The sequence below is a fragment of the Chryseobacterium luquanense genome (assembly GCF_026460945.1).
GTDB lineage: Bacteria > Bacteroidota > Bacteroidia > Flavobacteriales > Weeksellaceae > Chryseobacterium > Chryseobacterium luquanense.
The window spans coordinates 244,777-269,995 of record NZ_JAOVZV010000003.1; the positions used below are offsets into that span (position 1 = coordinate 244,777).

Genomic DNA, 25,219 nt, shown 5'->3' on the forward strand with positions numbered 1-25,219 from the left:
ATATTATTAATCTCTATCAAATAAAAACATTGCGATTAATTCATTATTTTTTTCTATTTTTGACGTATAAACAAGACGATAATTAACCATAATTTTAAATTTAAAGTAAAAATATTATGTTAAATAGCGAGGAGTAATAGGCAATTATGAAGATTTATAAATAAAAGTATTTAAGAACCCTCATTAAATCACACATTTGAGCATTATTACCATTTTAAAGTTATTATTTGAGACAATAAGGTAACTTTAAATCTTATTTCACCACCCAATCACAAACACAAATTGCTGAAAATCATATTTTTACAGTTAATAATTTATTTAATATTGTAAAGCAATGAGACAGCCAGGTATAAAAGCCTACCATAATGCCAAAGAAATAATTCCCTCCTATTTCTTAAAAAGTGCTAATAATCATTCCTTTACTACACAAAATGTGATTAATCTAAAAAAAATTAGTTTTTAATAAATGCTATACAAAAATATACATATAGGAAAATATATTAAGGAGATGGTAGAGAATAAAAATATTTCTCTCGAAAGAATCTGTAATTTCCTTGGTAAAGATGAAGATTTTGTGGAAAATGTATATGAAAGTCAATCGATAGATAGCGATATACTTTTAAGATGGAGTAAATTACTGGAGTTTGATTTTTTCAGATTGTACAGCTCACACTTGATTTTGTATGCTCCACCTTCTGCCGTTAACAAATCGGAGAAAAAGAGCGAAACAACGCCACAGTTCAGAAAAAATATTTATACCCAGGAAATCAAAGATTTTATCCTGAGTAGAATAGAATCCGGGGAAATGACTCAGGCTGATGTAATTAAAGAATATTCTATCCCAAAGAGTACATTGCACCGCTGGATTCAGAAAAAGAGATAACACACCAAGAAAACATTATATTTTATGAGGCCAAATTACAACAGGATCTACGAAGATCTGCTGAAGATGAAGCATCCGGAAAAACTGGAATGCCCAAAAGTAAAAGAACAGCTTGGAAAGCTTAATTCTACAGATGAAATTCTGAAATTGAATGAAAGACTTTTTAAGCCAAATAAAGAAACTGCAAAAACAAATCAGCAGTTGAAAACTTACGACAAAAAGACGATGATGAAACTTTTAAGTTATCAGAAAAAGCACAGTCTGTCTACAAGTTTTATGTCTAGAAAGTACAACATCAGCCGCACAACTTTTTCTAAATGGAAAAAAATATTAGAAGAAGAATTGGTTGAAACTTCAAAAAAATAACAAAAAAATACTACGCAAAATGCGTAGTATTTTTTTTAGCATAACAATTTAATCCTTCTTCAAAACATCTTTAATCCCATCCAGACCTTCGCTGAACTGCGCCAGCAAAGCTACAATCTGGGTCATTCGGTCATTTTCACCCAAACCTTTGATCATTTTATTTTTGACAAAGGTTTTCTTGATCTCTTCCCAACGGTTTTTTTCATCTTCAGAAATCAGATTCATCAGTTCCTTTAATTTAAGCATATTCGACTCTGCTCCGGTGGTAAGCGTCTGTGATTCATTTTGGTAATGATTTAAAACAATTTGCGTCACCTCATCTTCCTTTAAAATCGGTTGAATATTTGAAATCAATTTATTCATATTCCGATACGAACCCTGAAGTTTAAAAGATGGCTCGTTTCTGTAATCATCGGCCATTGCGGCAGAAGCGATGTACTGTTTATTGACTTTCAGCACGATATCTCTAACCTTCAAAGCATTTTCAAGAACCTTTCTGAAATCTGAAATTTCATTCGAACTGAAGTTTCCTGCCAGATCCACATTTGGAGAATTGGTTTGAATGCTGTTGTACAGACTGTAGAGATTTTCCATTCCCTGATTGGTCAGTCGCGTGAGATAATCGTTTGACATCAAGGCATTTTCAATTAAACTTAAATCAAATAACTCCGTTTTGCTTCCTGAAATTTCACCTAAATTATACGTATCTGAACGGTTCGCCAACATATCCGGAATTTTGAATTTCTCACCACTTTCCGTGTACGGATTTCCTGCCATGACGAGACAGAAACGTTTTGACCTTAAATCATAGGTTTTACTTTCGCCGTTGTAAATTCCTTCAATTTTTCTCTGTCCGTCAGCTAAAGAAATGAATTTCTGTAAAAACTCAGGATTGCAGTGCTGAATATCATCAAGGTACAACATTACGTTGTCGCCCATTTCCAGAGCTAAATTCAGTTTTTCCAATTCCTGTTTTGCTCCGGCATTTTTCGCTTCATTCGGATCTGTTGAAACAATATCATGACCGATCGACGGACCGTTGATTTTCATAAAAACCAATCCCATTCGGTCAGCCATGTATTCCATCAACGTGGTTTTTCCGTAACCGGGCGGCGAAACAAGAAGCAACATTCCCATTCTGTCGGTTCTTTTATCGTTTCCAACTGTTCCCAATTGTTTGGCCAAATTTGACCCGATCAAAGGAAAATACACATCATTAATCAATTTATTTCTTACGAACGAGCTCAAAACCTGAGATTTGAAGGTATCGATTTTCAGACTTTTCTTTTTATCACTCACCCATTTCGCTTTCAATTCCTGCAACTGTTTGTATTTCGGAACAACCACTTCAGTGAAATTGGACAGGCGTGAACTGAATTCATAATAATTTAAATGATAATCGAGGTCTTTTTCTAATGATTTTAAACCTTTCAAATCTGCTTCATACGTGACATGAAGAACATTTTCAGCGTTGAATTGCTGGGTTACAAAAAACACAGCGGTCTCTTTTTTAACATCCTCTTCAAAATTTATTTCTGAATTTAATAAGAATGCATTTAAAGCACTTTCTGCGATTGAAAAGCACGCTGATGGATAATTTTTCAGTGCATTCAGCTGATCAATAAACTCAAGATCCTTTCCTTTGTCCTTTAAATCTTTTAAAAATGATTCGAACAGCAAAGCCGCCTTTTCAGAAACAACAAACGCTGATTTATTTTCTCTTTTTAAATAAATGGCAGCATTGAAATCATTGACCTCAGCAAAAAGATAATTACTTAAAGCAAAAGACCTGATCTCATTTGAAAGTTCGTCATTAAGATGTTTGAAACCCTGATCAGTCACAAAAGATTTAGAAATTAAATTGGCCGCTTCAAACTGTTTCTGATAATATTCTTTTCTTTCCTGATTCAAAAAATACCAAAACAGTTGCGCCAAGGCTCTTTCGGAAGGCGTAAACTGCATCAAACCTAATTCATTATGCATCTGCTGAAGTTTTGAAACAATCGTCAGCGCATCTTCATCGTGAATTCCTTTCACCAAACCTTCACCAAAATGCTCAGTCATAAACTGCTGAATCGCATTCCGGTTTTGCTCCTCGGTGTTGATATTTTTATTTTTTGAGAAAATGTTCCAGGCTAAATATTCAAAACGTTTTACCTGAGAATTTTCCGAAATATATTCCTGATTCCAGACGTCTTTGTAATCTGCAACCGCATCAAAATTCAGAGGTTCATAAAATCCGGTTCCGGTTAAATGGTAATAATACTGAGCATTTCTAAGCACCAAAGTCAGATCTAATTTCTGACGGTTGACCGCAAATTTATAATCACCCAGAGCGATCACATTGTCGCCGTCTGCGTAAATTTCTTTTTTATCCTTAAGCTTTCTGACTGCTTCCTGCTGCGAAGTTTTCAACAGGGTCTGAATTTCTTCCGCCTTGGCAGAATCTTCCATTTCCATCAGCTGCCGGGAAATACCACGAACCTTTTCCACCATAAGATCGGTCGCAAAATAGCCGTTGATCTCATTTTCAGCATCAAAGGATTCGGTTTTTGTTTTTACGGACTGCAAAATTCTTTTTGCTGAATCATACAAATTCTGCGTTCTCTTGTTACGAGATTCCGTAAGCTGAACCCGTTTGTTTTGAAAATGCCCATATGCTTCTTCTCTCTTTTCGCCAATTTTCTGGATAAATTCGTCAAAATCAATGAATTTCGTTTCCATTTCCTCAAGCTGAATGGAAAGTTTAGTAAGATATTCATCACATTTTTCCGGAGTTTGAGAAAGTTCGAGAAAATTTATCACCGACTGATCAAACAAGGTCATCTGCGCCTGAAAATCAGCGGACAATTCTTTACCGGAAATTTCTCTTTTTCTTTTCGACAATTCCAATCGCTCCTGATTTAATCTTGCAAAGATCACCGAGATGTTTTCAATGATCTGTGTGGATTGCGAAGTATCTTCAATTTTTAAATTATTGACAATATCCACCAACAGCTCAAGCTGTGAAGATAAATTTGTGATTTCTTCTTCAATTGTTTTGGCGTCGATCGCTTTCTGCAAATTGATAATATTTTCTGAAATGGACTGCGCTCTGGTTTCGTAAGGCGACAGAGAATTTTCCTGCAACAGAAAATTGACACAGGCACTGGAAAGTTCTTCTGACCTTGCTGCCAATGACTGATCTAAGGCATCGAGAATTTTAACATCGACATATTTCAGATCTCTCGCTCCTGTAATTTCGCCACGCAGCGCTCTGATTTGCGAGAGCATGTCGATGTATTCTGTCAGTTCAGAATAATGAATCCTTTTGGTATCATCCAGAATTTTCTCACAGGCAATTTTGATTTTCTCAACAGCTTCTGCAGTATTTTTCTTCTGCTCGACCACTTTTTCAAACTCGTTGATCGCGGAATGGGCAATGCTACGGATTTCCTTTAAAGGCTGATCAAGGTTTTCAACCTCATCATCACCAAGAAAATAATATGCATCTAAAATCGTTGTTGAAAGCTTGACAATATCGTCGTACAGCCCGCTGTAGGAATCTTCTTTGTTGAGTAAAGTAATCAGTTCCTGACTTTCTGCCATCACTCTCACGATATCTTTGTTCCCGATTTTATAGATCAGCGTGTCCGATTTTTCAGTGTTTGGCAATAATTCTTTAGCATACGGCGTCTGCCAGATCTGAGCTAGATGATGTTTCGTAGTTTCTACACTTTCTCTGAGATAAATAAGTTTCCCGTCATTTAAAATTGAATATCCACTGCAACGGATCGGTGTTTCGATGGTCTGCGTAATGATGTTGTACGAAATCAGCTGATAATTATTGGTTTTATCATCATAAAAAACATACATAAAATTTTCACCGTTCGGCTCGGAAATCGTTTTCAGATAATGAAGACGGTTTAAATCCTGAGAAATTACTTTCAGACCTCCAGTTTGTAAAGCATATCCATTTGAGAATAAAACGCCCTGATTTTCCGGAAGCAAAACCGCCGAATGTTTCAAGGTATCAACACGCGAAACGATTTTTTCTTTATGATTGTAAATGAAATATCTTTCCGTTTCCTGATATGGTTTAATTTTAAATAAAACCAAATTATCAAGATCACAGAAGTGAATTTCAGCATCATCCAGATTCTGATCTTTGTGAATGACATCCTCGGAGTAGATTCCTTTTCCTGTGTCGGTATTGTCCTCGATTTTAATGGTAATATCACCACCTATAGACTCTACAAAAACTTTATCAGCCAGAGAAACGTGCGGAAATTTTCCGCTGCGCTGCATATCTCTGGTAGCTTTCGTCCATGCAAAACCATGTTGTGGTGGATACGTCACCTCCGAAGCACTTCTGGAATCCACATACACCAACTGATCTTCTTTGATCAGCCATTTGAAAGCCTTGATATCTGACGTACTTTCAGACAGCTGGAAAACCATGTACAGATAGTTTTCGGTAAAATGAAAACGTGCAAAGAAGGTGTTTCTGTAATATTTATACAAATTTTTGAACTCTTCAACGAAGATTTCATCATTGATCAGCGATAAATCACGAGGTTCAAAACGGTCCTTATTAATCGTGTAAATTGAGAAAACATCCGTGATATTAATTTCACTCTGCAAACCCAAATGCGCATTTGATCCGAAGATTAAAGTATTTTTCAGCGAAAAAATATCTTTGGCGACGCAATTGTGTTCCGTAGAAATTCTTTCATTCGCGATGAGTGAAAAATCTACACCCCCGAAAATTTCTTTACGGTTTTCGTTCAGCTTCTGAAGCCTTTGAATGAGGTCGTTTTTCTGCTCATTCAGACGGCTTTGAATTATTTCGTATGTCCCTGAATTTAATTTTTCTGACATATTTTGAGATATTAGATGTTAGATGCTAGATTTTAGACTATCATCATTCTGTTTAAAAATGCTTCTAAAAAGCAATGTTTTTTTTCAACATTAAGAAGTTTAGAAATTATTCGACATAAGGTTCATTAAGAAATTCGACAATGTCAAATATTAAAGCATTACGCTTAAAAATATCAATGAAATTTCTTAAAACCTTAATCTTTTAATTTTCTTAATATTTTAAAAACTCTCAAAGCATTGATTTAATTTTACAATGAGAGTTTTACTATATAAAATTCTGCTGTTTTGTTTGCTGCTTTTATAATAGGATTACATCCTATCCTTTGTTAAGCCGTCCCTTTGGGACTTTTTAAATAAATCAAAACAGCATTCTTATTTTATTTTATTGGCTTTTGTTCGATACCGAGGTTTTTTGCCATATCCATTGCTCTGGACAAGAGACCTTTTTCCTGTTGGTCGGCAACGCCGTTTAGTTTGAAAATCAGACTTGCAATGCTCATGTTTTTGATGTCTTCGGAAGAAATATTGTATTTATCAACCATTCCCATTACTTTCCCGATGATGTTTTCGCCGTCACCTAAAAGATTTTCTTTGACCAAGGTTGCGTTTTCGCTGTGGCTGATGAATTTATCTAAACCTTTACCGGCAGAAACCTGACGAACCACATTGTCAAAGAAGGTATTATCGCCTCCGACGATATCAATTTTTGCAGATTTGAACGCTTCCGCCAAAACTCCTGCCTGAGCCTGTGCAATATCTTTCTGAATGGAGATATGCGCCAGTTCAACTTCTTTTTCTTTTGCCAAAGTCAGTCTGAATTCTTCGTGATCTTTTCCTGCATCGTTCAGTTTTTTCATCGCTTCTGCTTTCTCGGTAATTCCGGCAGCTTCTGCAAACGCCTTTTCTTTGATTACTTCAGCCTGAGCAATTCCTTCTTTTCTTTCTGCTTCTGCTTTTTTCTCGATGACGATTGACTCAACGATTCCCTGTCTTTCGGCAGCATCAGCTTTGGCGTGAAGAACCTGAGCCTCAGACAAACCTACCGTTGCTTCTTCTTTTGCTTTTGCGTCAGCGATAATTTTACGTGCTTCCGCTTCTTTTTCTGCCGCATCTCTTTTCGCCTGAGCTTCAATCACATATTTCTGAGCATCTTTTTCTGCAGATAATTTTCTTGATTCTGCTGCTCTGGTTTCCTGAATCAATTTCTTTTCTGCTTCCTGCGTTGCCAAAGTGATTTCAACCTGCTTGGTTCTGTCCGCCGTTTTGAAGGCTTCCAAATCTTTGATTGTCTGCTGCTCTTCAACAACCGTCTTCTCCATTGTCAAACGCTCACGGATGGCATCCTGAATATTTTTCTTCTCGAGTTCGATGGCTTTTTCTTTTTCAATCTGAGCAAGTGAAACAATTCTTTCTCTTTCAGTTGCTTCAAGCATTTTGTCTTTCTGTACTCTTTCCGTTTCCACTAAATCAGCACGTTCTTTATTTTTGGAAGCGATCACGACCTGTCTCTGTTTATTTTCTTCAGCAATCTGCAATTTTTCTTCTGTAGCAATGCGCACAGTTTCATACTTCAGACGCTCTTCTTCATCCACCTTTAGAATTTCAGCATTTTCACGTGCTTTAATGTTGGCTACTTCTCTTTTTTGAGATTCTTCTTTCTCGGCCAGCTGTTTTTCCAGTTCTAAAATTGCTTCACGGGCTTCAACATTCTGCTTGGTGATGGTTTTTTCTTCATCCCTGCGAACCTGATTGGCTTTAATATTCTGAGTAGCCGTCAGTTCAGTAATTTTTTTAATCCCTTCAGAATCTAAAATATTGTCTTTATCCAAATTTTCAATTTTAGTCTGCTCCAGATAATCGATCGCACAGTCATCCAAAACATATCCGTTCAGATCGGTTCCTATTATATGTAAAATTTCCTGACGGAATTCGCTTCTCGCTTCGTAGAGTTCGATAAATTCAAACTTTTTACCAACCGTTTTAAGAGCTTCAGAAAATTTCGCCTCAAATAATTCTCTCAAAGTATTGATATCAGATGCTCGCTGACAACCAATCGTCTGTCCAACATTCACAATATCATCTGCCGATTTATTCACTCTGATAAAGAAAGCCACCTGAATATCGGCTCTCATATTATCTTTACAGATCAAACCCGCTTTTCCTTCTCTGGCGATTTCCAGTTTCTTCACCGAAATATCCATCGATTCCATTCTGTGGATTACCGGAATTACGATTCCTGCATTGAAGAAAACCTTGGTTCCTCCATATCCTGTTCTTAAAATTACGATTCCCTGAACGGTCTTTTTATACATCGATAAAATCCAGAAAATCAATCCGAGAGATGCTACCACTGTGACAACAATCCCAACAATCAAAGGTGTATTCATATTTTTATAGTTTATTTGTTTAAATGTGTTTTTAATTTATTAAATGCGGAGAGCGTAAAGATTTTCTTTACTATTGTTCTGCATATTTTCCGTTCGCAAAGGCGTTTAACTTTGTCGAATCTTCGATTTCTCTCAGCCAAGACACCGAACAATAAAATGATTAATACTAATTAAAGAAGCAATTCTAAAATGTAGCTGAACATCAGCATAAATAAGGTGATCATTGTTTTACTTTTTAAAATTTTATTTCTTCTGCGACGTAATAAATTCTTTTCTTGCGGTCTTCATCTACGATGTAAACAGTCTTTCCATGGTTAATGACTTCACCATCTTTGCTTCTCACCATCAGGATCATCGGATCTTTTCCTACGAACACTTCCAGCATTCCGGTTTTATCTCCGTGGATGGTTGATTTCATTCTCCCCTGTCGGCCCAGAAAATCATGTGGAATTTCGCCCTTGTGATTAATTTCTCTGAAGAATGGATTTAATGGTTTTAAAATTAATTTCGTCAAGAGAATGCTGATGAAAAATATCGGAATCACCATTAAAGCCGAGATCCAAATTTCAAAAGAGAAAAAAGATTCGAGATAAAATGAACCCAACCAGGTCAGCAAAAGTGAAAGCGTCAGGAAATACGTGATCGGTACAATATCAAGATTCAGAAATTTCAGAAACTGAAGCCATCCCGAAGCATCATCCGGAACATGAACGTTACCATCCGGACTGTTGACATCAGTATCAATATCCGCATCCAACCCGACATCTATATCCAGTCCAGTTATAATGGTAAAGAGCCAATAAACGACCGACAAGATCAGCAACACAGATAAAACCGTGTTAACCGGAGAAAAAGCTGTATTTAAAAATTCCTGATCAATCATAATTCATTATTAATAGATTATTTATTTTGTAATAAATATTCAATTCTGATTAAATATTTAAAATATTCCGACCGTAAAACCCTACAAAAAGGTTCAAATGTACCAGATGTTCACAAATATAATAAAAATATATTAAAATGCAAATAATATTAGCAAAATAATTAAATTTAATCTTACATTTGCAAAAAAGATTAGAACTTATGAGTTTTTTCGGAGCCAATATTAAGACGATACGACATGCAAAAGGTTTGAGCCAGCAGGCATTCGCAGATTTATTTGAATTGAACCGAGGCGTTATCGGTGCGTATGAAGAAGGACGCTCAGAGCCTAAAATCGCAACACTACTAACTGTAGTTCATTACTTTAATCTGGATTTGGATAAATTCTTGACTGTCCCCTTAACGGTTGATGATCTCAATAAGCCGGAAAATTTCGAAAAATTCCAACTCTCTTTTAATTCAGATTTACCTTACAAGGAGAATAATTTTGAAAACAACATTCAATATAACTCACTGCAAAAAGCATTGGCAAATATTGATTTAATCTATGAATTTAAAGAAAGTACATCGGTTTTGTCAAATTATAAAATTGGGGACTTTTTGTTTTTAATGAAGTCAAATATTGTGGAAGAAAATCCTGAAACTCTGTTATGTATTGAGAATGGAAATCTGCAGTATCTAAGTTCAGTTTCAGATCAAAATCATTCTGAAAAAGAGGTGTACAAAATCGCTGGCTATTTATCTTCTGAGCAAAAAAATATCCTCTCCAGTATTTTGGAAAGGATTGAGATTTTGGAAAGAAAATCAATTAAATAATCTGCACATATATCATTTTTCGAAAAATTCTAAAATGGCTTTATTAAATTTTTCGGGCATATTTTTAGGAGCTTCATGATCTCCACCTTTGAAAATAAGCATTTTTCCATTCGGAATCTTATCGGCGATGAGTCGGGTGTGTTTTTCCGGCATCACATCATGTTCGCCGGCCATTACCAGAGTTGGAGCCTGTATTTTTTTCAAAGCATCCGGATTAATATTGGGCTCGGTAAGAAGCAGCATTTTTAAACGGTAATTCATATTGTTTTCTGCGACGCCTCTTGCCTTCATTTCATTGACATGTTGATGGAGGATTTTATTGATTCCAGGATCTACTGAAGTGTCGTTATTATACAAAACCGTTCCCATAATCGCCATTTTCTTTACTTTGTCAGGATGTTCCATTCCTAAAATGACCGCAATGTTTCCGCCGTCGCTCCAGCCTAATACGTTGACATTTTTAAGATTTAATTTATCTAAAAATACGTTGACATCATCCGCCATTAATTCATAGGTTAATCTCACATCGTCTGAAGTGGAGTTTCCTTGTCCACGACTGTCCAATGCAATAACTTTATATTTCTTAGACAAAACATCCAACTGACTGTTGAAACTAGCCATCGAACTGTTGTTTCCGTGGATTAGCAAAAGCGGGTCGCCTTGTCCATAGATTTCATAGTATAATTTGACACCGTTGATATCAATCATTTTTCCGACTTCTTTGTTATTGCCAAAAGTTGGCTTAACATCTGCGTCTGAATTATCAATCAGCAATGACTGTTTTCCTGAAAAAGATTTAGCCGTCGAGATTGACATTGTAGAACCTTTTTCCGCAGCATGAGATTGCCAAGGCATTAGTGAACTATCTTCAAAATCTCCATTCTTCACAGGAATTTCGATTTTATCTTTACCATCCAAAACGTACAATTTAAAATCATCAAGATAATAACTTCCCGTACCCGCAACAGAAACCCCTATTACAAGACCTTTTGCTTTTTTATCGATTTTACCTTTCATTTCGTAAGAACTCCACTCTCCTTTTTTATAATACATTCCTGCATCCGGAGTATGTGTAGGATTTCCCATTACTTTCCCTTTACCGTCCATAGGTAAGGTAGTCAATACAATCCACGAAGTATTGGAAATTTCGTTGTTGTAGAATATTTTACCCTCTAAAATGAAATTTTTTCCTTGGTACTTTTCGACATTCACTCCCTGGTATACCTGATAAAGCTTTTGTCCGGAAAATTTTGCAAAAACAACGGAGAAAATAAAAATAAAGATGTTTAAAATTAGTTTTATCATGATTTGATGCGATTTAATATTGATAAGACAGTTCAAACTTCCCATCGGTTACACTTCAAATGGATTTCATTTAAAATCCTCCTTAAACAATTGATTAATAAAGACAAAAATATACTATTATTTCATCATGATTAGATAAATACAGTTTTAAAATAAAAAAACATCCCTTCCAAAGAGTTATGAAAAGGTTTATCATTTTATAAAAGGTAAAAAGCGAGAAAAGAAAATGCGGGGCATGTCTTGCCGGAGTCGAACCGGATAGCCTTGCCGGAGTTACCGACTTCGCTATTCCTCCCCATTGGTGAGACGAAGTATCTTTTCTCTACGACACTTTTATTTATTTAAAACAAGGCAAAAGTCAAAAAGCGTATCGTGCTCTATCCATCTGAGCTACTCTCCCAATAGACATTGTGTTTTATTTGTGGAAGAGACGGGACTCGAACCCGCGACCCCGTCGTAATATCGAAGTAACACTATTTTACGGCACTTGTTTTTTATTTTTAAATTTCTTCTTCAGCGATATATGTTTTCACAATTGGACGAATTTTCGCATTTTCAGGATGATAATTCATATCAAAGCTTGACCATCCAGAGGACCAATACAGCATCATTTCTTTAAGATAAGGAATGTCTTTTGTTTCATCATATTTAAAATTCTGATCAAAAATCTCCTGCACTTCCGGCAATAATTCAGGATAAAACATTTGGTCTTCTTCATCAAAAACCCAAATATGAATATCGAGATGATTTTTTAGTTCATTTAATAGATAAGTTCTAAAATCCCACCCCATTGTCACAATATCAGAACCCCTAACTGAAAGAATAGGCTTCCATGAAAGATTTTCATCGCTTATCATAAATCTAGTCCCAGTTAATGGCAACAGTTTTGGAATGTGAGAAAACCACTCATCAAAAATTTCTTTTCTTTTTGCTTCAGATTTTGGTTTAATTCCCCATGATTTTAGCCAAACTTTATTCACAGAATCAATATCATCAAACATCCATTGATAAGGTTCTTTCATTATTTTTAAAATTTCTTCTTCATCTTCCAACCAATTGTAAAAGAAAGTACAATGTTCCGTAATTATTTCGCCATCATCTTCGTATTCAATTATTTCTTTTTTATCGACGGCGTGCAAAACTCTTAAGAATTCACGGTGTTCTGATGTGAATTTAACAGCATATTTTAATTCAACAGCATCAATTTGTTCTTCACTTAACGGTTGCCATTGAGCTCCATAAAACCCTTTAGGATAATGATTTTCATCATCAACAGACCATAATCTTTCTGTACGTTCTTTTATCCAATATAAAAATTCTGTAAAATCTTCCGGAACAATCATTTTATTATTTTTAAAGTAAAAAAGAGGCAACCTATTGAAAGACTTCCCAATCTTTTCCAAGATTGTTTGGACTCGAACCAAAATTACACCAAGAAGTAAGTCTTTACTACGACACTCTTTATTATTAAATCAAGGTAAAAAATATAGAATCTTCTGTGCATTTGCTCTACCCGCTGAGCTACTTTCCCAAGAAAAGACAGGGCTCGAACCTGCGTCCCAATGATTAATAACCGAAGTATGATTCTAAAACGACACTTGATTTTTATTTTATAGTTTTTGTTTATATTTTTTAAAATCGAGCAAAATTTTGAAAGAGGCTTTTTTTCAATTTGGATTCGAAGGAACTCTTTCTTACGGCATCGATAATTTTTTAAAGTAAGGTAAAAAATCAAACAGAGACTTACTGACAGAGCGCTACCAATTACGCCATCCCGAATTTTCGGGAACAGGACTCGAACCTGCATTGCTGTCCCCAAACGAAGAAACTCTATTTTACGACACTTACTTTTTTAAAATTTTCATGGTTATTGTTTTTTGTTGCAGCAAAATTATTGCGTCAGTGCGCATTCTTTTTACGCAGTTAAAATTTTATTTTAAATTAAAAACCAAGTAACAAGTTATAAGAGTTTTTGAATGTTGTTCAAATTTTAAGTTTGACGATGGAACTCTTATTTTACGACATTGGTTAGTTTAAACCGAGCAATCTAGCGAAAAGACTCTGTTTCAATAGGAAGTCGAAGGATTTCTTTTCTTACGACATCGGTTTATTTTAATGTAATGTACCGAGTCCTGTCATTAATTCTGAAATTCTTTCAGAATTTTCGACATTTATTTTTTTCAAAATTTCTGTAATTCTATGTTTAAATTTTATTTGGTGTTTTTTCATTTTATCTAATTCATTTTTCAATTCGGATTCATCAACTTCGAATATTACTTTTATATCTGTAAATTCTTTTAAGTTTAAATCTGAATAATCTGAAAATTGAACTTTTCCGTTTTGCTTTCTATAAAAAACCCACGGATGCCCGATCCATAAATCTGACCAATCGGAAGTTTTATTATCTAAAATTCTTTGCCACTCTTCTATATTTCCTATATTTCCACAGCAACTTGGTACAATAAGTATTTTATCATTCTGTGTCAAAACAATTCCTCCAGCAAAAGCAGGAACTTCATCCTCGAACTTCTCTAAATCAATTTCCTGAAGATCTGTTTCTAAAATCATTTGTAAATTTTCTTCATCTATGGTTTCTATGTCGACTAAATAAGAATCTTTTTTTATAGTATGAAAACCAAGGTCTAATTTAGAAATCACTTCTTCCCATTTTCTATACCAATCGTCTGCATCTGGATAATCAGAAGCATCAGGCAGTTCATATTCTTCTTTAGAATATTTTAGTGGGCTAACTTCTATTGTGTTAATGAGTTTTATCATAATTATCTTGCATTTACTAGCCCCGATTGCAACGGCATCCTTTTTCTGAAATGGCTTTGAAAAAAAGCGTTGGCGAAAAAGATATAGTGGAAAGCGGGATTAAGCTCCTAAAAAAATTGGTTATTAGTTTTTATTTTTAAAAGCAGTGCCTTTTACAGCACTACTTTTTTGATCATTTCTACCGCTGATTTTCGGTCTTCCAAAGCATTCAGTACATCGAAAATTTTGTCGGACCAACCTGCGATAAGGTATACATCATTTTTTCTGACATCCAACGGTGGTTTTCCGTAACCTGCCAAATCAAATATATACAATTTTGCATTTGGATTGATTTTTTTGTATCGGCTCCAGGAGTTTCCGAAAGCGTTTGAAAATCCACCGGTATCCCAAATTTGGGTATCAGTAAACAGCATGATTTTATCTGCTTTTTCTTTTTTGTTGATCAAATCTTCAAGCACCAGATGACCGTTTGTGGCGTAACCCACTTCACCTTCCCGCTTGTAAAATGCATCTACATTTCTCATGATACCGTTTTTAGGCATCGGAACTCTTTTCCAGCGGTCACCAAACATCCCAGAAATTACGTTTTTGCACTGAGACTGCAACATCATCGACATCAAAAGACCGATATCGTACAACAAAACTTTAGATTTCGGAGAAACCGGCTGTTGCATCGAACCCGAAACATCTGCCGCAATCACCACTGAAGTATCAAAACCAAAACCTTTGATATTTTTTGCACTCACCATTACTGCGTCTTCCAAAGCTTCCAGGATTGATGACAAGTAAGGTGAATCAATCGTTTTCAATTCTCTGTACGCCGCCAAAAATCTGAATGGCAACTGTTTTGAATTTCTCACCGCTTTTTCATCCGACAGATAGTTGCACACTTTGTACATTGCATCTGATGAAACCTTGGCTTCTAAGATATTTCTCAGGTTTCGCAAAGTAGCCATATAACCCAGTTTGTTGCTGAAAATCAATTCTTCCCATTTGTTTTTGAACGCTGATTTTCTTTCTGTTTCATCAGCAAATTTGGTCTGACCCAACACAGAAAGTTCAACTTCCCAAGTATATGGAGTTTCCAACGTATCGTTGACGATTTTGTTGAAAATTGCCTGTTGATTTTCGTCTTTTGCTTTTGGGTGAACCAAGAACAAAGCGTCTTTTAAAGTAACCTCAGCTTTTCTGTTGTATTTTGCGAATTGATATTCATCAAATTTATTGAAAGATTTTACCAAACCTTTTTGTATCTGTTTTGAAAGTTTATTCAACTTTTTAACGTCCGTTCTTTCGTTTGCCAATTGGTAATACGCCAGCAATTCTGTGATTTCGTCTGCTCTTTGAATGACTCCGTCAACGGTTCTGCTTACCAGGCCTGTACCTGAAGTCTGCTTCGCCAATTCGGTTGTCAAAACCAATGGAATCGAACGCAGATACATATCTTTTCTTGCATAAACTGCTAATTTTGCAACGAATTCCGGATCATTTTTCTGAATCAGAGATTGTATTCTCATCAATCTGTCATTTCCTTTTTCATAGGTTGTGTTTGATAATCCTGTTGTAACAACAGCACTGTACAGTTCTTCTGCAGGCGTCATTGTGTACGCTTTTGCACCTTCGTAGTTAGTCACTACTCTATTTTCTTTTCTTAAAAAATTAAATTTCATGGTTACTGTTTTATGGTTAAACAATTTGGAAAATGAGCACTTCCTCTCTGATTTCTAATGCAAAGTAAGGATCGTATTGCGCAGTGTTTTTGCGTAGTATTTATTTTTGTGAAAAAGTTTTATTTTTCTTTGAGTAAGTAGTAAATAGTTTTTACAAAATCATAATAACCATAACCTTTTTCATTCCGTAGGAATCTCGTCAACGCCTCTAATAATGAGGCTTAGATTCCTACGGAATGAAAAAAATAATATTGAATACCCGTTGTGCATTTAAATTTTTGTATTTCCAAAATAAGTGAAACGGCTTTGTTTACCTTTATTTCAGTATTTTAAATAAATTCCTTGTTTATCGTTGCGTTTTTTATCGCTAAGAAAGACTAAGATTTAAAATACATTTCTTTTTTAAGACAAACAATGGCATTTCATTTAGCAAAGAAACACAATTGTTTAAATATCAATTACTTAAACATATCTTCATAATGCACAACGAGTATATTGAATATATGATGAATACAATCCATCTATCATTTATTTCATTTAAAGGAATCAGTAGTTTGGCATTTTTGGAAAACCGTTGTCTAACTTTGTGTACATTAAAATTTTAGCAATGATCAAAGGATTATATGAAACTCATGTACAGGTCAGCAATCTGGAAAACTCAATAAAATTTTATACTGAAGTTTTAGGTTTGGAATTTGCTCACAAAGATGAAACCCGCCCGATTACATTTTTATGGATTGGAAAAAATAAAGAAGCCATGCTGGGTTTGTGGGAACAAAAAGAAAATTTACAGACAAGACATTTTGCTTTTTCTGCTGATAAAGAAGATATTCTGAATTATTCCGTTGAGTTTTTGAAAAACAAAAATTTAAAGCCTTACAATTTTTTAAAAGACGGAATTGATGAACCTATGGTTTTTGCGTGGATGCCTGCGTTGGCGATTTATTTTAATGATCCCGATGGAAATCAACTGGAATTTATTTCTATTTTGGAAGGTAACGGAAAACCGGAATTGGGAGTCATTTCTTATGAAGAATGGCTGGAGAGGAAATAAAAAAGCAGATTCTGATTTCTCAAAACCTGCCTTTATAATAATGGTTATTAGTTTTATTTTGCAAAGATCTCTTTCAGCTGAGAAAGGATATTACTGTTTCCGGAAACGGTGATATCTCCAATTTTGTCGGCGATTTTCTCCATATATTCCATTTCTTTCAGTTTCCACAGGACTTCGTTTTCTTCCATCAGTTTTGCGGTGTTCAACAAACTTCTTGTGGAAGCCGTTTCCTCACGACGCATGATGCTGTTGGCCTGAGCTTTTTTCTCGGCGATCAAGACCTGATTCATGATTTCTTTCATTTCTCCGGTCAGGATCACGTCACGAATTCCGGCGTCAGAAGCTTTCAGACCAAGATCTTCGGCTTTGTTACCAAGATTTTCAAGGATTTCTTTTCCTACGGAATCTTTTTTCACCAGCAATTCATCCAGCGTCAAAGCTCCAACGAACTCACGCAAAGCCAATTGCATCAGAATATATAATTGCTTATCATATTCTTTATTTTCCATCAACGCTTTCTCAATATTTTCTACTTGAAAACGCACATAGAAATTGATACGAAGCATTGCTTTATCTTTCGTCAAAAGTTCCTGACCTGCAATTTCCATTTGCTGCATACGCGTATCGATGGATTTTACCTCAACGGAAATTTCGTTGTTCCAGAAGTAGTACGTTCCCGCTTCCAGAACTTTGTTTAATTTCCCGTCAATCAACAATAATCCTTTATATTGGTTCGTCACAACAAACTTTCTTGTGAAATTTTTCAACTTCATATTTTCCAGAATTGTTTTAGAGGTTTTCTCTGTGATCTCAACTTTCGTTAAATCAACTTTTTGAAATTCTCTATTCAAAATACCTTTCCAGAAAGCATATTGACCAACGTTCAACACTTCTTTGAAGATTCCGCTTTCATATACCAAAGCTAACTCGCCGTCTTTAACTTCAACAACTTCTAGTAAGTTTTTAAGGTTTTCATTTTTCAATAAAAGATCCAAGTCTTGAGTTGTTGTAAACTGGTTTTTCATTTCATGAACTTCCACAGATTTATTTCCGAAAATCCAATAATTACCTTCTTTTAAAATCTCAATCAAATTTCGGTTTTTGAAAACCAAACCAACCTGATATGCTTTAATTTGTGCATTTTTAAACATCATATTTTATTTTAAGTGTTATTAATTTTAACTAAAAAAGGAAAATCTGAGATTCTCTCTTCCAAAAATGGCGGAAGGAAAGTTTTTCGCAAAACTTAATTCATTTCAAAATAGTATTCTTAGGCTTATTTTCTAATGAATCGGATCTTGGGCGTGTCCCTTGCCATCGCTGAAAGCAACAACTTGGGTCGCTACGTTCACTTCTACTCCTCGTTCATCGCCTTTCGGCTCTTCACTGCGGGGTATCCGTTACCATCGCTCACGCGGAAAATCATCCTTCTTAGAAAATTCAGTCCACTTATTGACTATTCATCAACTGAATTTCATTTCCAGAAAACATCTTTACTTACAGGCTTTTTCAAAATGTTGATTCAACAACTGAAAAAAACTCAATTTTTCCTATGGTGAATATTTTTAACGAGATATTCAAACTCTAATAAAAAATAGATTTTGAGTCTATTTTCAACCTACAGTGACAGTGTAGTGCTCTAACCAACTGAGCTACCTCATTCGAAGTGAGGGAGGGAGTCGAACCCTCGCATCCAAAAAAGCTATTACTCTAACCGAACTGAGTTATATTCCCTTACGGAAATAGAAGGATTCGAACCTTCGACCCATAGCTCATGGTAGAAGTTTTTTGGCAAACTTCTGAAACCTTCAAGTCAAGTTGAACAGAAAAGAATAATGTTTCTCAACAATTTCTCCTGCAATGGTGCTATACAGAAACACTCAACAAGACTTGCTTGATATTTTGACTAAAATCTGTTTTCAAAATTTTAGTTTTTTTTCATTTTGATGATGCAAAGTAACATTGTTATTACGCAGTGTTTTTGCGTAGAAAATTTTAATGTAATTTTTTTATAATTTTCTTTTGTCTTGAAATCGAAGATTCTACGTAGTCAAAAAAAAGAAACAAAAGTTCAAGACTTGGAAACTTTCGATAAAAATTAAAATTTAATCCTAAAATTCCTAAAACTTGCACGACTTGAGTATTTGTTCTTCAATTCAAAATTCGTCTCGCGCTTCAAACAGTGGGAATTTTTTAACGGATTAATTTTTATTTTTCTTAACGCTATATTTTCCTATGTCGATAAAAAAAGCTCCCTTTATTAAAGGAAGCCATTATTAAATTGTCAAATTTGCAATATTGCTATTGTTGTAAACACCAATACAAAATTTTCGCAATATTCTTCGCATCATCTACACCTCTGTGATGAGTTCCTTCAAGCTTGAAATTCAGTTCACCTAAAGCCCTTGCCATTCCGACACTTTTTCTGACGGTCGGATGCGTTTGTCCGAACAAAGTTTTCACGTTGATATGATCATCACTCAAAGGATAATCGACATTGAATCTTCTTGCCTGATTTTGAAGCATATTCAAATCGTAATTCCCATAACTTGCCCAAGTCAGGTCTTCAGAATCGTATTCTGCTCGTAGAATATCTAATGCATCTTCAAGCAAAATACCTTCTTCATCAAGCATTTTCTGAGTAATGGAAGTCAGTTCCGTACAAAACGGACTTACTTTTGAATATTGAGGTTTCACTAAAATTCCCTCATTTTGCGAAATCTTACCGGTTTTTGCATCCATGATACACACGCCGATTTCTATAATTTCACTTTCCTGACCTCTCGGCGGTCGGTCATCCCAACATGTAGCTTCGAGATCTATAATTAATATATTGTCTGTTGTTTTCACTTTTTTAAATTGTTTATTGTTAAAAATTTACTGCAAAATCTCTCTCAAAATTTTCGCAGCATTGTAAGCATCGTCTGCTCCGCTGTGATGGTTTCCATCAAAATCCATATTCATAGCTTTAAGAGCTCTTTTTAAACCCATCATTTTGTAAAGTCCATTATAGGCTTTGAACTGATGCATAATGTTAATATAATTTTCTGAAAAAGGATTTTCGATGCCGAGATAATCACATTGTTCCATGATCTGCTCTTTATCAAAATTTCCAAAACCTGCCCAGGTAAGCAAAGTTGAGTCATAATCATCCCGTATTTTCTCACAGGCTTCCTCGAAATGAATTCCTTTTTCTTCTATCAGTTTTGGAGTTATTCCTGTCAGATCTGTACAAAATTTGTTTATTTTAGACCTTTCCGGAATGACGTAAATGCTTTGTTTCTTGGAAATTGCTTTTGTTGTTCTGTTTAATTCGCAAATTCCTATTTCTATAATATCTACTTTTTGCCCAATGGGAATTCTGTCGTTTTCCCAACAAGTAGCTTCTAAGTCGACGATTAATATTTGATTTGTTGTTTTCATTTTAATTATTTTATTCTACATATTTTTCATTCATCTGCATTCGATTTACTATATTGTAGGAGAAAGTGGGAAGAAATACCCTAAAGAAGAACTGCTGCTAAAGCTCTGCAAAGATAAAACCACCAGTACGCATTCTATTTACGCAGTAAAAAAATAATTTCGAAAAAGCTCCCCGAAAGGAGCATTTTTAGTTTCTTGCAGCAAAAGGTGGTGACCATTTTTTTGCTTTCATCAATTCCTTGACTTCCTCGTAAGAAATCGGATAAAAATTGTGACAATCGACTCCAACGTCAATGCTTAAAGCGTTTTCATCATCCGGCAATGTTCCGTGGGAATGACCGTAGAGTTGCCAAATTCCACGGTGTGAGCCATTCCAGGTACGCATGGCGTAATGAAAAAGAATGATTTTTTGTTTGCCATTGCTGTTATCCGGTTCATCAATTTTCAATTCATGGTAATCTCTTATGGAAGCAAATCTTTTAGGATAAGTTAAAGCTGCACCTTCATGATTACCTTTTATCAAGTGAATATTTCCATTTAATCTGTCTAAAATTTCTTTGGTAAAGTCTGGTTTTCCCAAACTCATATCTCCTAAATAATACACTGTATCGCCGTCTGCAATCTTTTCATTCCATCTTTTAATGAGCTCTTCATTCATGTGTTCCAAAGACTCAAAAGGTCTTTCGGAAAATTTTATAATGTTTTCGTGACCAAAATGATGGTCTGCTGTGAAAAATATATTTGGTTTCATTTTTTTTGATTGTCATTTTAACTACAAAAATTACGTTATGTTTGTCATTCTGAAAGAATCTAGACTGCATTTTAAAATCATTATTTTACAAAATTGCTTAGATCCCTACGGGATGACAAAGTGCGCGTTTAATGATAATTATTAAAGTTTTTGTAGTTTTAGTTTAACAAATATTTCATTAAGATTATTATTTCTACAAACCTTGCTAAGATCCCAACGGAATGGCAAAGTGAGCGTTTAACAAATAAACTTTTGCGATCTTTGTTGTTCAAATAAACTTATAAAAAAGTTTCGATAATAAATTACCGAAATTATACTTTCAGAGTCATCAACTCTACTTTTACAACGTCAATGACTAAAGAATTCAACTTTTTGTTGATCCTTTTCTGTTCTTCTTTTTCTATGGTTGTGAAAACTTTCGGGAAATCTTTTTCAAAATCCTCCAAAATATCCTTTGAAAAAAGACCGATGACTTTCCCAATCATTTTGGGCTCAAATTCACCAATCTTGCTAACAACATTATTCAATCGATTTGCAGTTGCATACTTTTGGATTTCATCCCAAATATTCTGAGCATTTTCACTGAAATGAACCTCCTTTTGAGCAGGTCTGTCTTTTCTAACCATTTTAGATTTCTCAGTCCACTTTTCATTTTTATTTTTCAAAATGACTCTTGAGCCGTTTCCAAAATATTTGGTTTTCAAAGCCTTAACGATAGTTCCTTCACACATATTATTTTCAATTTCAGGGAATCCCAACCAAGCCGGAATTTTAGAATCGAAAACATTGGGAAACTTCAAAGCCTCATCTAAAATCCCTTGAAATATAATTTTTGCATAGAAAAATCCGGTTTCCTCAAAAATTTGGTTCACCAAATCAGTATCCAAATAAGTAGTACTGTTCAACTTAATGTCGAATGCGTAAAATTCGTTGTGAGGCGCATATTCAACACCTTTTTGAACTTTTATCGCATCTTTTACGGGTTCTACTTCTTTATGTTTGTAACCGCCACCGAACAATTCACCGTAGATCACTACAGTTTCCAAATCCGGATGGATCGTTTTCACTTTTCCGAACAAATCAATTACGTTTTTCCTGTAACGTTCCAACATTTGATGGGCATTATAGAATTTCTCATCCTTCCCGATGAAAGCGGTTCTTTTGGCAATTTTAATCTCCTTTCCATCGGTAAAGAAAGAGAAATTAGCACCGTGAACCTTCTCCTGCACGATGAAAACCTCGTCCCCAAAACCCTGCAACCTGATCTGATCGATCACGCGGGTTTGGTAAGCATTTTCTATAGAGTTATATGTTTTAAAAATCATTTTTTTAGTTTTTAATAGTTTTTGAAATTTTTTAAAAAGCTTTCAATGTTTTCCTTTCCAACCGGATTCATGGAGTGACAGTAGAATTTTGGTAAGTCTAAATAGTTATCCATACAATATTCTACCAACTATTTTGCACAATCGTAACCTGTTTTTTCAATAAATTCCTGAGAATTTGGTTCTAAATAATGTTCATCAGCAAGGTCGTGGTCAAAAGAAATCATTTCCGGAAGTCCTTTTTCTAAAATCCTGTTGACAAACTGTTCGTAATTTCGAACGATATGCCAGTCTTTTCTGAGGAAAATATCCTGTTTTGTATAATGATATGCCTCAATAGGATATCTTATATCATCCAGAAATAATAATCTTTTTGTTAGTTCCATTGCTTTATTTTTTAATTGGAAAAGTAAATATTCAATGCTTTGATAATACTTTTCACGTTGGTGTTTGGATAAAATCCGGAACTGTTGATACAGTTTATTTCAACAATTTTCCAGCCTTCATCCGTTAAACAAACATCCATTACAAAGGCTTCTTCAAGATTGAAAAGCTCAATCATTTCATTGGCGAAATTCAATCCGTCTTCTGATACGTTTTCTTCGAAAGAGCATTATCATTAAATTTATAATATCCTGCATCGATGATTTGTCCACCAACAATCCAAAGTCTTGCTTCTTTAATTGTTCGTTTTGCTTCAGAAATCTGAACCAAAGAATCTTCTGTAATTCTATTGGATCTACTTTCCAGTGATTCAAAAACGAAGTCTTTCTATTCTGTTTCGTTGAAAACTTTTCCGGTGAAAATTTTCGCTTCATTGTAAGGTTTAATGAATTTTAGTTCATCCATTTTCCAAATCAATTCTTCTGAAATCTTGTGAACAGAAACTTTGTGATTCAAAAGGTTTTCACCATAATATTTGGAATATACTTCATACAGGTGATTTCCTCCGTAAAAAGAACCGGGAAACCAATCGGTATTTTGTTTTGCTAATCTTGCAATAGTCACCGAGCCGTACACGAAAACATCTTTTCTATCTGTTTCGAAATCTATTTTTTCTGCAGTTGGCGGAATATTAATTACATGATAATCAACACTTAACTCTTCCAAGGCATCAAAAATTTTGTAATGATCGGGATCTAAATACACATTAGCCTGAACTAAAAAATACATGGTTATTAGTTTTTTAAGGTTTATTTATTTTTTGATGGAAGTTAGAAGCTGGATGTAGGAAGTTATCTTATGTTTTTAAAAAGCTTCTCACATCCCGCTTCCCGCTTTCTTACACCATCATATCAGCACAATTGGAACTTGCAAAAGCGTAAGGTTTTGCTTTAAATATATAACCCATTCCCAGAATATATCCCATTGCGTCTTTCAAAGCGACGTTGGATTTGAAATCCGGATCGGTGTTAATGTCTGCGTGTACCTCCATTTCCACATCATAAGTTTCCAGAATAGAGCAAATGGCGTAGGCGATTTCTACTGATTTGTTGACCTCGTTCAACATTCGCTCTTTGATACTGATACTCTGTATTTCTCTTTCTTTTCTGATAAAGGTAAACGCTCCTTTTCCCTCACGAATAAAGACAACTGCCGTAGCATAATTAATGGCGTCACCATAAACGTGGGAGTCTGAACCCACACACACTTTCAGTCGGTGTCCATTTGCCTGTTCGCGGATGATGGCTTCTTCTACCAGCTTTGTGATAGAGTTTTGGAAAATTTTTCCGGTCATGTTTTGCCATGTTTGTTGTTGCGTTTCCATTTTTTCTACATGTTTAAGTTTTATACTTTTTATAATTCATAAATGATCATTGATAAATGATTTTTACTTGCGGTTATTTTTCTAATTTCTAACCTCTGGTTTCTATTTTCTGTTGATTCATCAGGACTCGAACCTGAACAACAAGAGTCAAAGTCTTGTGTGCTGACCAATTACACTATGAATCAGTTTTGTGGAACAGACAGGAATCGAACCTGTACCTCTAGTTTTTCAGACTAACGTGCAGACCTTCTACACCACTCTTCCAAGTTTTTTTAAATATTTTTTTGTACGGAAAGAGGGATTCGAACCCCCAAAACCTTGAGCCTAAATCAAGTGTGTCTACCATTTCCACCATTCCCGCAAGTTTTTATAAATGATAATTGATCAACTATCATTTATAAAATTAGGTCTGAGAAAAACTTGTCTATATTTATAAACTATGCCTATTATATTTGTAAAGATCTTCTGCGCTCGACAAACTTTTCTCTTTTCTATTTAACCTAGTACTCTATAAGGGAATCGAACCCTTGTTTTCTGCTCGAAAGGCAGGCGTCCTGAACCGTTAGACGAATAGAGCGTTTTTCTTGAGAGTTGTTAATAGTCAATTTACTTCGTAGTCAATTTTTATATTCACTTGCGCAGCAAAATTCACTATTCACATTTCACTTTTTTTGACCATCTGACCAGGAATCGAACCTAAACAACAAGAGTACATTTCCTGCATGCTGCCATTACATTATCAGCGGTGTTTGTGGAAGTAGTAGGATTCGAACCTACTCAGCAATGAAGCAACAGATTTACAGTCTGCCCCGACTCTCCAACTTCGGCGTAATTCCGGATTTTGAAACTGGTTGATAGTTTTTAGATAACACATCTCTAACTTCTAACATCTAATTTCTCTTTTGTGAAGAAAAACAAAGCCTGTCATTATTTTTTTAGTTTGATATAAGAACT

Annotated in this window: 21 protein-coding genes and 5 tRNA genes; 4 read left to right on the forward strand and 22 right to left on the reverse strand. The window is 34.9% G+C overall.

The window, feature by feature from the left end; all coding sequences use genetic code 11:
* The first annotated feature begins 466 nt into the window (after positions 1-466).
* Together OEA66_RS05405 and OEA66_RS05410 are read left to right on the forward strand one after the other, a co-directional pair.
* Positions 467-883, forward strand: a complete 417-nt coding sequence (locus OEA66_RS05405; protein WP_267280427.1) for a transposase — start codon at positions 467-469, stop codon at positions 881-883.
* A 24-nt stretch (positions 884-907) separates the two neighbouring features.
* Positions 908-1,249: a helix-turn-helix domain-containing protein gene (locus tag OEA66_RS05410; RefSeq protein ID WP_267280428.1), complete on the forward strand. Its 342-nt coding sequence runs from the start codon at positions 908-910 to the stop codon at positions 1,247-1,249.
* A gap of 48 nt (positions 1,250-1,297) precedes the next feature.
* Here the strand turns inward: OEA66_RS05410 and OEA66_RS05415 are convergent, their stop codons facing one another.
* The 3 genes from OEA66_RS05415 to OEA66_RS05425 all read right to left on the reverse strand — a co-directional run bounded on the left by OEA66_RS05415 (position 1,298) and on the right by OEA66_RS05425 (position 9,379).
* Positions 1,298-6,109 carry a DNA repair ATPase gene (locus OEA66_RS05415; RefSeq protein ID WP_267280429.1) on the reverse strand — a complete coding sequence of 1,604 codons (4,812 nt, stop codon included), beginning with the start codon at positions 6,107-6,109 and terminating at the stop codon, positions 1,298-1,300.
* Positions 6,110-6,486: 377 nt separating this feature from the next.
* The gene (locus OEA66_RS05420) at positions 6,487-8,496 is read right to left on the reverse strand and encodes a flotillin family protein (RefSeq protein WP_267280430.1); all 2,010 of its coding nucleotides are present in this window, start codon (positions 8,494-8,496) and stop codon (positions 6,487-6,489) included.
* Between the two features lie 235 nt (positions 8,497-8,731).
* Positions 8,732-9,379 (reverse strand): hypothetical protein, encoded by a 648-nt coding sequence (locus OEA66_RS05425; RefSeq protein ID WP_267280431.1) that lies wholly within the window; start codon positions 9,377-9,379, stop codon positions 8,732-8,734.
* 200 nt (positions 9,380-9,579) lie between these two features.
* Between OEA66_RS05425 and OEA66_RS05430 the strand changes: the two genes are divergently transcribed.
* Entirely contained in the window at positions 9,580-10,194 is a 615-nt protein-coding gene (locus OEA66_RS05430; RefSeq protein ID WP_267280432.1) for a helix-turn-helix domain-containing protein, read from the forward strand.
* A gap of 12 nt (positions 10,195-10,206) precedes the next feature.
* Here the strand turns inward: OEA66_RS05430 and OEA66_RS05435 are convergent, their stop codons facing one another.
* The 4 genes from OEA66_RS05435 to OEA66_RS05450 all read right to left on the reverse strand — a co-directional run bounded on the left by OEA66_RS05435 (position 10,207) and on the right by OEA66_RS05450 (position 15,947).
* Positions 10,207-11,499, reverse strand: coding sequence for an alpha/beta fold hydrolase (locus tag OEA66_RS05435; RefSeq protein WP_267280433.1), 1,293 nt, complete (start codon positions 11,497-11,499; stop codon positions 10,207-10,209).
* A gap of 500 nt (positions 11,500-11,999) precedes the next feature.
* Positions 12,000-12,842 (reverse strand): hypothetical protein, encoded by an 843-nt coding sequence (locus OEA66_RS05440; protein ID WP_267280434.1) that lies wholly within the window; start codon positions 12,840-12,842, stop codon positions 12,000-12,002.
* A gap of 769 nt (positions 12,843-13,611) precedes the next feature.
* Positions 13,612-14,277, reverse strand: a complete 666-nt coding sequence (locus OEA66_RS05445; RefSeq protein ID WP_267280435.1) for a hypothetical protein — start codon at positions 14,275-14,277, stop codon at positions 13,612-13,614.
* Between the two features lie 152 nt (positions 14,278-14,429).
* Positions 14,430-15,947 carry a TROVE domain-containing protein gene (locus OEA66_RS05450; RefSeq protein WP_267280436.1) on the reverse strand — a complete coding sequence of 506 codons (1,518 nt, stop codon included), beginning with the start codon at positions 15,945-15,947 and terminating at the stop codon, positions 14,430-14,432.
* Positions 15,948-16,554: 607 nt separating this feature from the next.
* On the opposite strand from OEA66_RS05450, the gene OEA66_RS05455 reads away from it, so the two are divergent.
* Entirely contained in the window at positions 16,555-17,001 is a 447-nt protein-coding gene (locus OEA66_RS05455) for a VOC family protein (protein ID WP_267280437.1), read from the forward strand.
* A 53-nt stretch (positions 17,002-17,054) separates the two neighbouring features.
* On the opposite strand, the gene OEA66_RS05460 is transcribed toward OEA66_RS05455, so the two are convergent.
* The 15 genes from OEA66_RS05460 to OEA66_RS05530 all read right to left on the reverse strand — a co-directional run bounded on the left by OEA66_RS05460 (position 17,055) and on the right by OEA66_RS05530 (position 25,101).
* On the reverse strand, positions 17,055-18,155 hold the full coding sequence (locus OEA66_RS05460; RefSeq protein ID WP_267280438.1) for a slipin family protein: 1,101 nt from the start codon (positions 18,153-18,155) through the stop codon (positions 17,055-17,057).
* A gap of 1,147 nt (positions 18,156-19,302) precedes the next feature.
* Complete coding sequence (locus OEA66_RS05465; protein ID WP_267280439.1) at positions 19,303-19,851, reverse strand: 3'-5' exonuclease; 549 nt, start codon at positions 19,849-19,851, stop codon at positions 19,303-19,305.
* A gap of 27 nt (positions 19,852-19,878) precedes the next feature.
* Positions 19,879-20,424, reverse strand: a complete 546-nt coding sequence (locus OEA66_RS05470) for a 3'-5' exonuclease (RefSeq protein WP_267280440.1) — start codon at positions 20,422-20,424, stop codon at positions 19,879-19,881.
* 187 nt (positions 20,425-20,611) lie between these two features.
* Positions 20,612-21,175, reverse strand: a complete 564-nt coding sequence (locus OEA66_RS05475) for a phosphoesterase (RefSeq protein ID WP_267280441.1) — start codon at positions 21,173-21,175, stop codon at positions 20,612-20,614.
* Positions 21,176-21,486: 311 nt separating this feature from the next.
* Positions 21,487-22,500, reverse strand: a complete 1,014-nt coding sequence (locus OEA66_RS05480; RefSeq protein ID WP_267280442.1) for an RNA ligase, Rnl2 family — start codon at positions 22,498-22,500, stop codon at positions 21,487-21,489.
* Between the two features lie 128 nt (positions 22,501-22,628).
* The gene (locus OEA66_RS05485) at positions 22,629-22,883 is read right to left on the reverse strand and encodes a cyclic-phosphate processing receiver domain-containing protein (RefSeq protein WP_311136913.1); all 255 of its coding nucleotides are present in this window, start codon (positions 22,881-22,883) and stop codon (positions 22,629-22,631) included.
* 11 nt (positions 22,884-22,894) lie between these two features.
* The gene (locus tag OEA66_RS05490; RefSeq protein ID WP_267280443.1) at positions 22,895-23,059 is read right to left on the reverse strand and encodes an ATP-grasp domain-containing protein; all 165 of its coding nucleotides are present in this window, start codon (positions 23,057-23,059) and stop codon (positions 22,895-22,897) included.
* Positions 23,060-23,073: 14 nt separating this feature from the next.
* Positions 23,074-23,211, reverse strand: coding sequence for an ATP-grasp domain-containing protein (locus OEA66_RS05495; protein ID WP_267280444.1), 138 nt, complete (start codon positions 23,209-23,211; stop codon positions 23,074-23,076).
* Between the two features lie 57 nt (positions 23,212-23,268).
* On the reverse strand, positions 23,269-23,670 hold the full coding sequence (locus OEA66_RS05500; protein WP_267280445.1) for a hypothetical protein: 402 nt from the start codon (positions 23,668-23,670) through the stop codon (positions 23,269-23,271).
* A gap of 109 nt (positions 23,671-23,779) precedes the next feature.
* Positions 23,780-24,265: a ribonuclease H-like YkuK family protein gene (locus tag OEA66_RS05505; protein ID WP_267280446.1), complete on the reverse strand. Its 486-nt coding sequence runs from the start codon at positions 24,263-24,265 to the stop codon at positions 23,780-23,782.
* 112 nt (positions 24,266-24,377) lie between these two features.
* Positions 24,378-24,450, reverse strand: a tRNA-Gln gene (locus tag OEA66_RS05510).
* A 6-nt stretch (positions 24,451-24,456) separates the two neighbouring features.
* Positions 24,457-24,529 (reverse strand) — tRNA-Phe (locus OEA66_RS05515).
* Between the two features lie 23 nt (positions 24,530-24,552).
* Positions 24,553-24,626 (reverse strand) — tRNA-Leu (locus OEA66_RS05520).
* 143 nt (positions 24,627-24,769) lie between these two features.
* Positions 24,770-24,842 (reverse strand) — tRNA-Glu (locus OEA66_RS05525).
* Between the two features lie 175 nt (positions 24,843-25,017).
* Positions 25,018-25,101: transfer RNA gene (locus tag OEA66_RS05530), tRNA-Tyr, on the reverse strand.
* Between the last annotated feature and the right edge of the window lie 118 nt (positions 25,102-25,219).

What these genes read in the sequence shown, in the direction of transcription:
- OEA66_RS05405 (WP_267280427.1), top strand. Translation starts at nt 467, where the DNA reads ATGCTATACAAAAATATACATATAGGAAAATATATTAAGGAGATGGTA.
- OEA66_RS05410 (WP_267280428.1), top strand. Translation starts at nt 908, where the DNA reads ATGAGGCCAAATTACAACAGGATCTACGAAGATCTGCTGAAGATGAAG.
- OEA66_RS05415 (WP_267280429.1), bottom strand. Translation starts at nt 6,109, where the DNA reads ATGTCAGAAAAATTAAATTCAGGGACATACGAAATAATTCAAAGCCGT.
- OEA66_RS05420 (WP_267280430.1), bottom strand. Translation starts at nt 8,496, where the DNA reads ATGAATACACCTTTGATTGTTGGGATTGTTGTCACAGTGGTAGCATCT.
- OEA66_RS05425 (WP_267280431.1), bottom strand. Translation starts at nt 9,379, where the DNA reads ATGATTGATCAGGAATTTTTAAATACAGCTTTTTCTCCGGTTAACACG.
- OEA66_RS05430 (WP_267280432.1), top strand. Translation starts at nt 9,580, where the DNA reads ATGAGTTTTTTCGGAGCCAATATTAAGACGATACGACATGCAAAAGGT.
- OEA66_RS05435 (WP_267280433.1), bottom strand. Translation starts at nt 11,499, where the DNA reads ATGATAAAACTAATTTTAAACATCTTTATTTTTATTTTCTCCGTTGTT.
- OEA66_RS05440 (WP_267280434.1), bottom strand. Translation starts at nt 12,842, where the DNA reads ATGATTGTTCCGGAAGATTTTACAGAATTTTTATATTGGATAAAAGAA.
- OEA66_RS05445 (WP_267280435.1), bottom strand. Translation starts at nt 14,277, where the DNA reads ATGATAAAACTCATTAACACAATAGAAGTTAGCCCACTAAAATATTCT.
- OEA66_RS05450 (WP_267280436.1), bottom strand. Translation starts at nt 15,947, where the DNA reads ATGAAATTTAATTTTTTAAGAAAAGAAAATAGAGTAGTGACTAACTAC.
- OEA66_RS05455 (WP_267280437.1), top strand. Translation starts at nt 16,555, where the DNA reads ATGATCAAAGGATTATATGAAACTCATGTACAGGTCAGCAATCTGGAA.
- OEA66_RS05460 (WP_267280438.1), bottom strand. Translation starts at nt 18,155, where the DNA reads ATGATGTTTAAAAATGCACAAATTAAAGCATATCAGGTTGGTTTGGTT.
- OEA66_RS05470 (WP_267280440.1), bottom strand. Translation starts at nt 20,424, where the DNA reads ATGAAAACAACAAATCAAATATTAATCGTCGACTTAGAAGCTACTTGT.
- OEA66_RS05475 (WP_267280441.1), bottom strand. Translation starts at nt 21,175, where the DNA reads ATGAAACCAAATATATTTTTCACAGCAGACCATCATTTTGGTCACGAA.
- OEA66_RS05480 (WP_267280442.1), bottom strand. Translation starts at nt 22,500, where the DNA reads ATGATTTTTAAAACATATAACTCTATAGAAAATGCTTACCAAACCCGC.
- OEA66_RS05485 (WP_311136913.1), bottom strand. Translation starts at nt 22,883, where the DNA reads ATGGAACTAACAAAAAGATTATTATTTCTGGATGATATAAGATATCCT.
- OEA66_RS05490 (WP_267280443.1), bottom strand. Translation starts at nt 23,059, where the DNA reads ATGATTGAGCTTTTCAATCTTGAAGAAGCCTTTGTAATGGATGTTTGT.
- OEA66_RS05500 (WP_267280445.1), bottom strand. Translation starts at nt 23,670, where the DNA reads ATGTATTTTTTAGTTCAGGCTAATGTGTATTTAGATCCCGATCATTAC.
- OEA66_RS05505 (WP_267280446.1), bottom strand. Translation starts at nt 24,265, where the DNA reads ATGGAAACGCAACAACAAACATGGCAAAACATGACCGGAAAAATTTTC.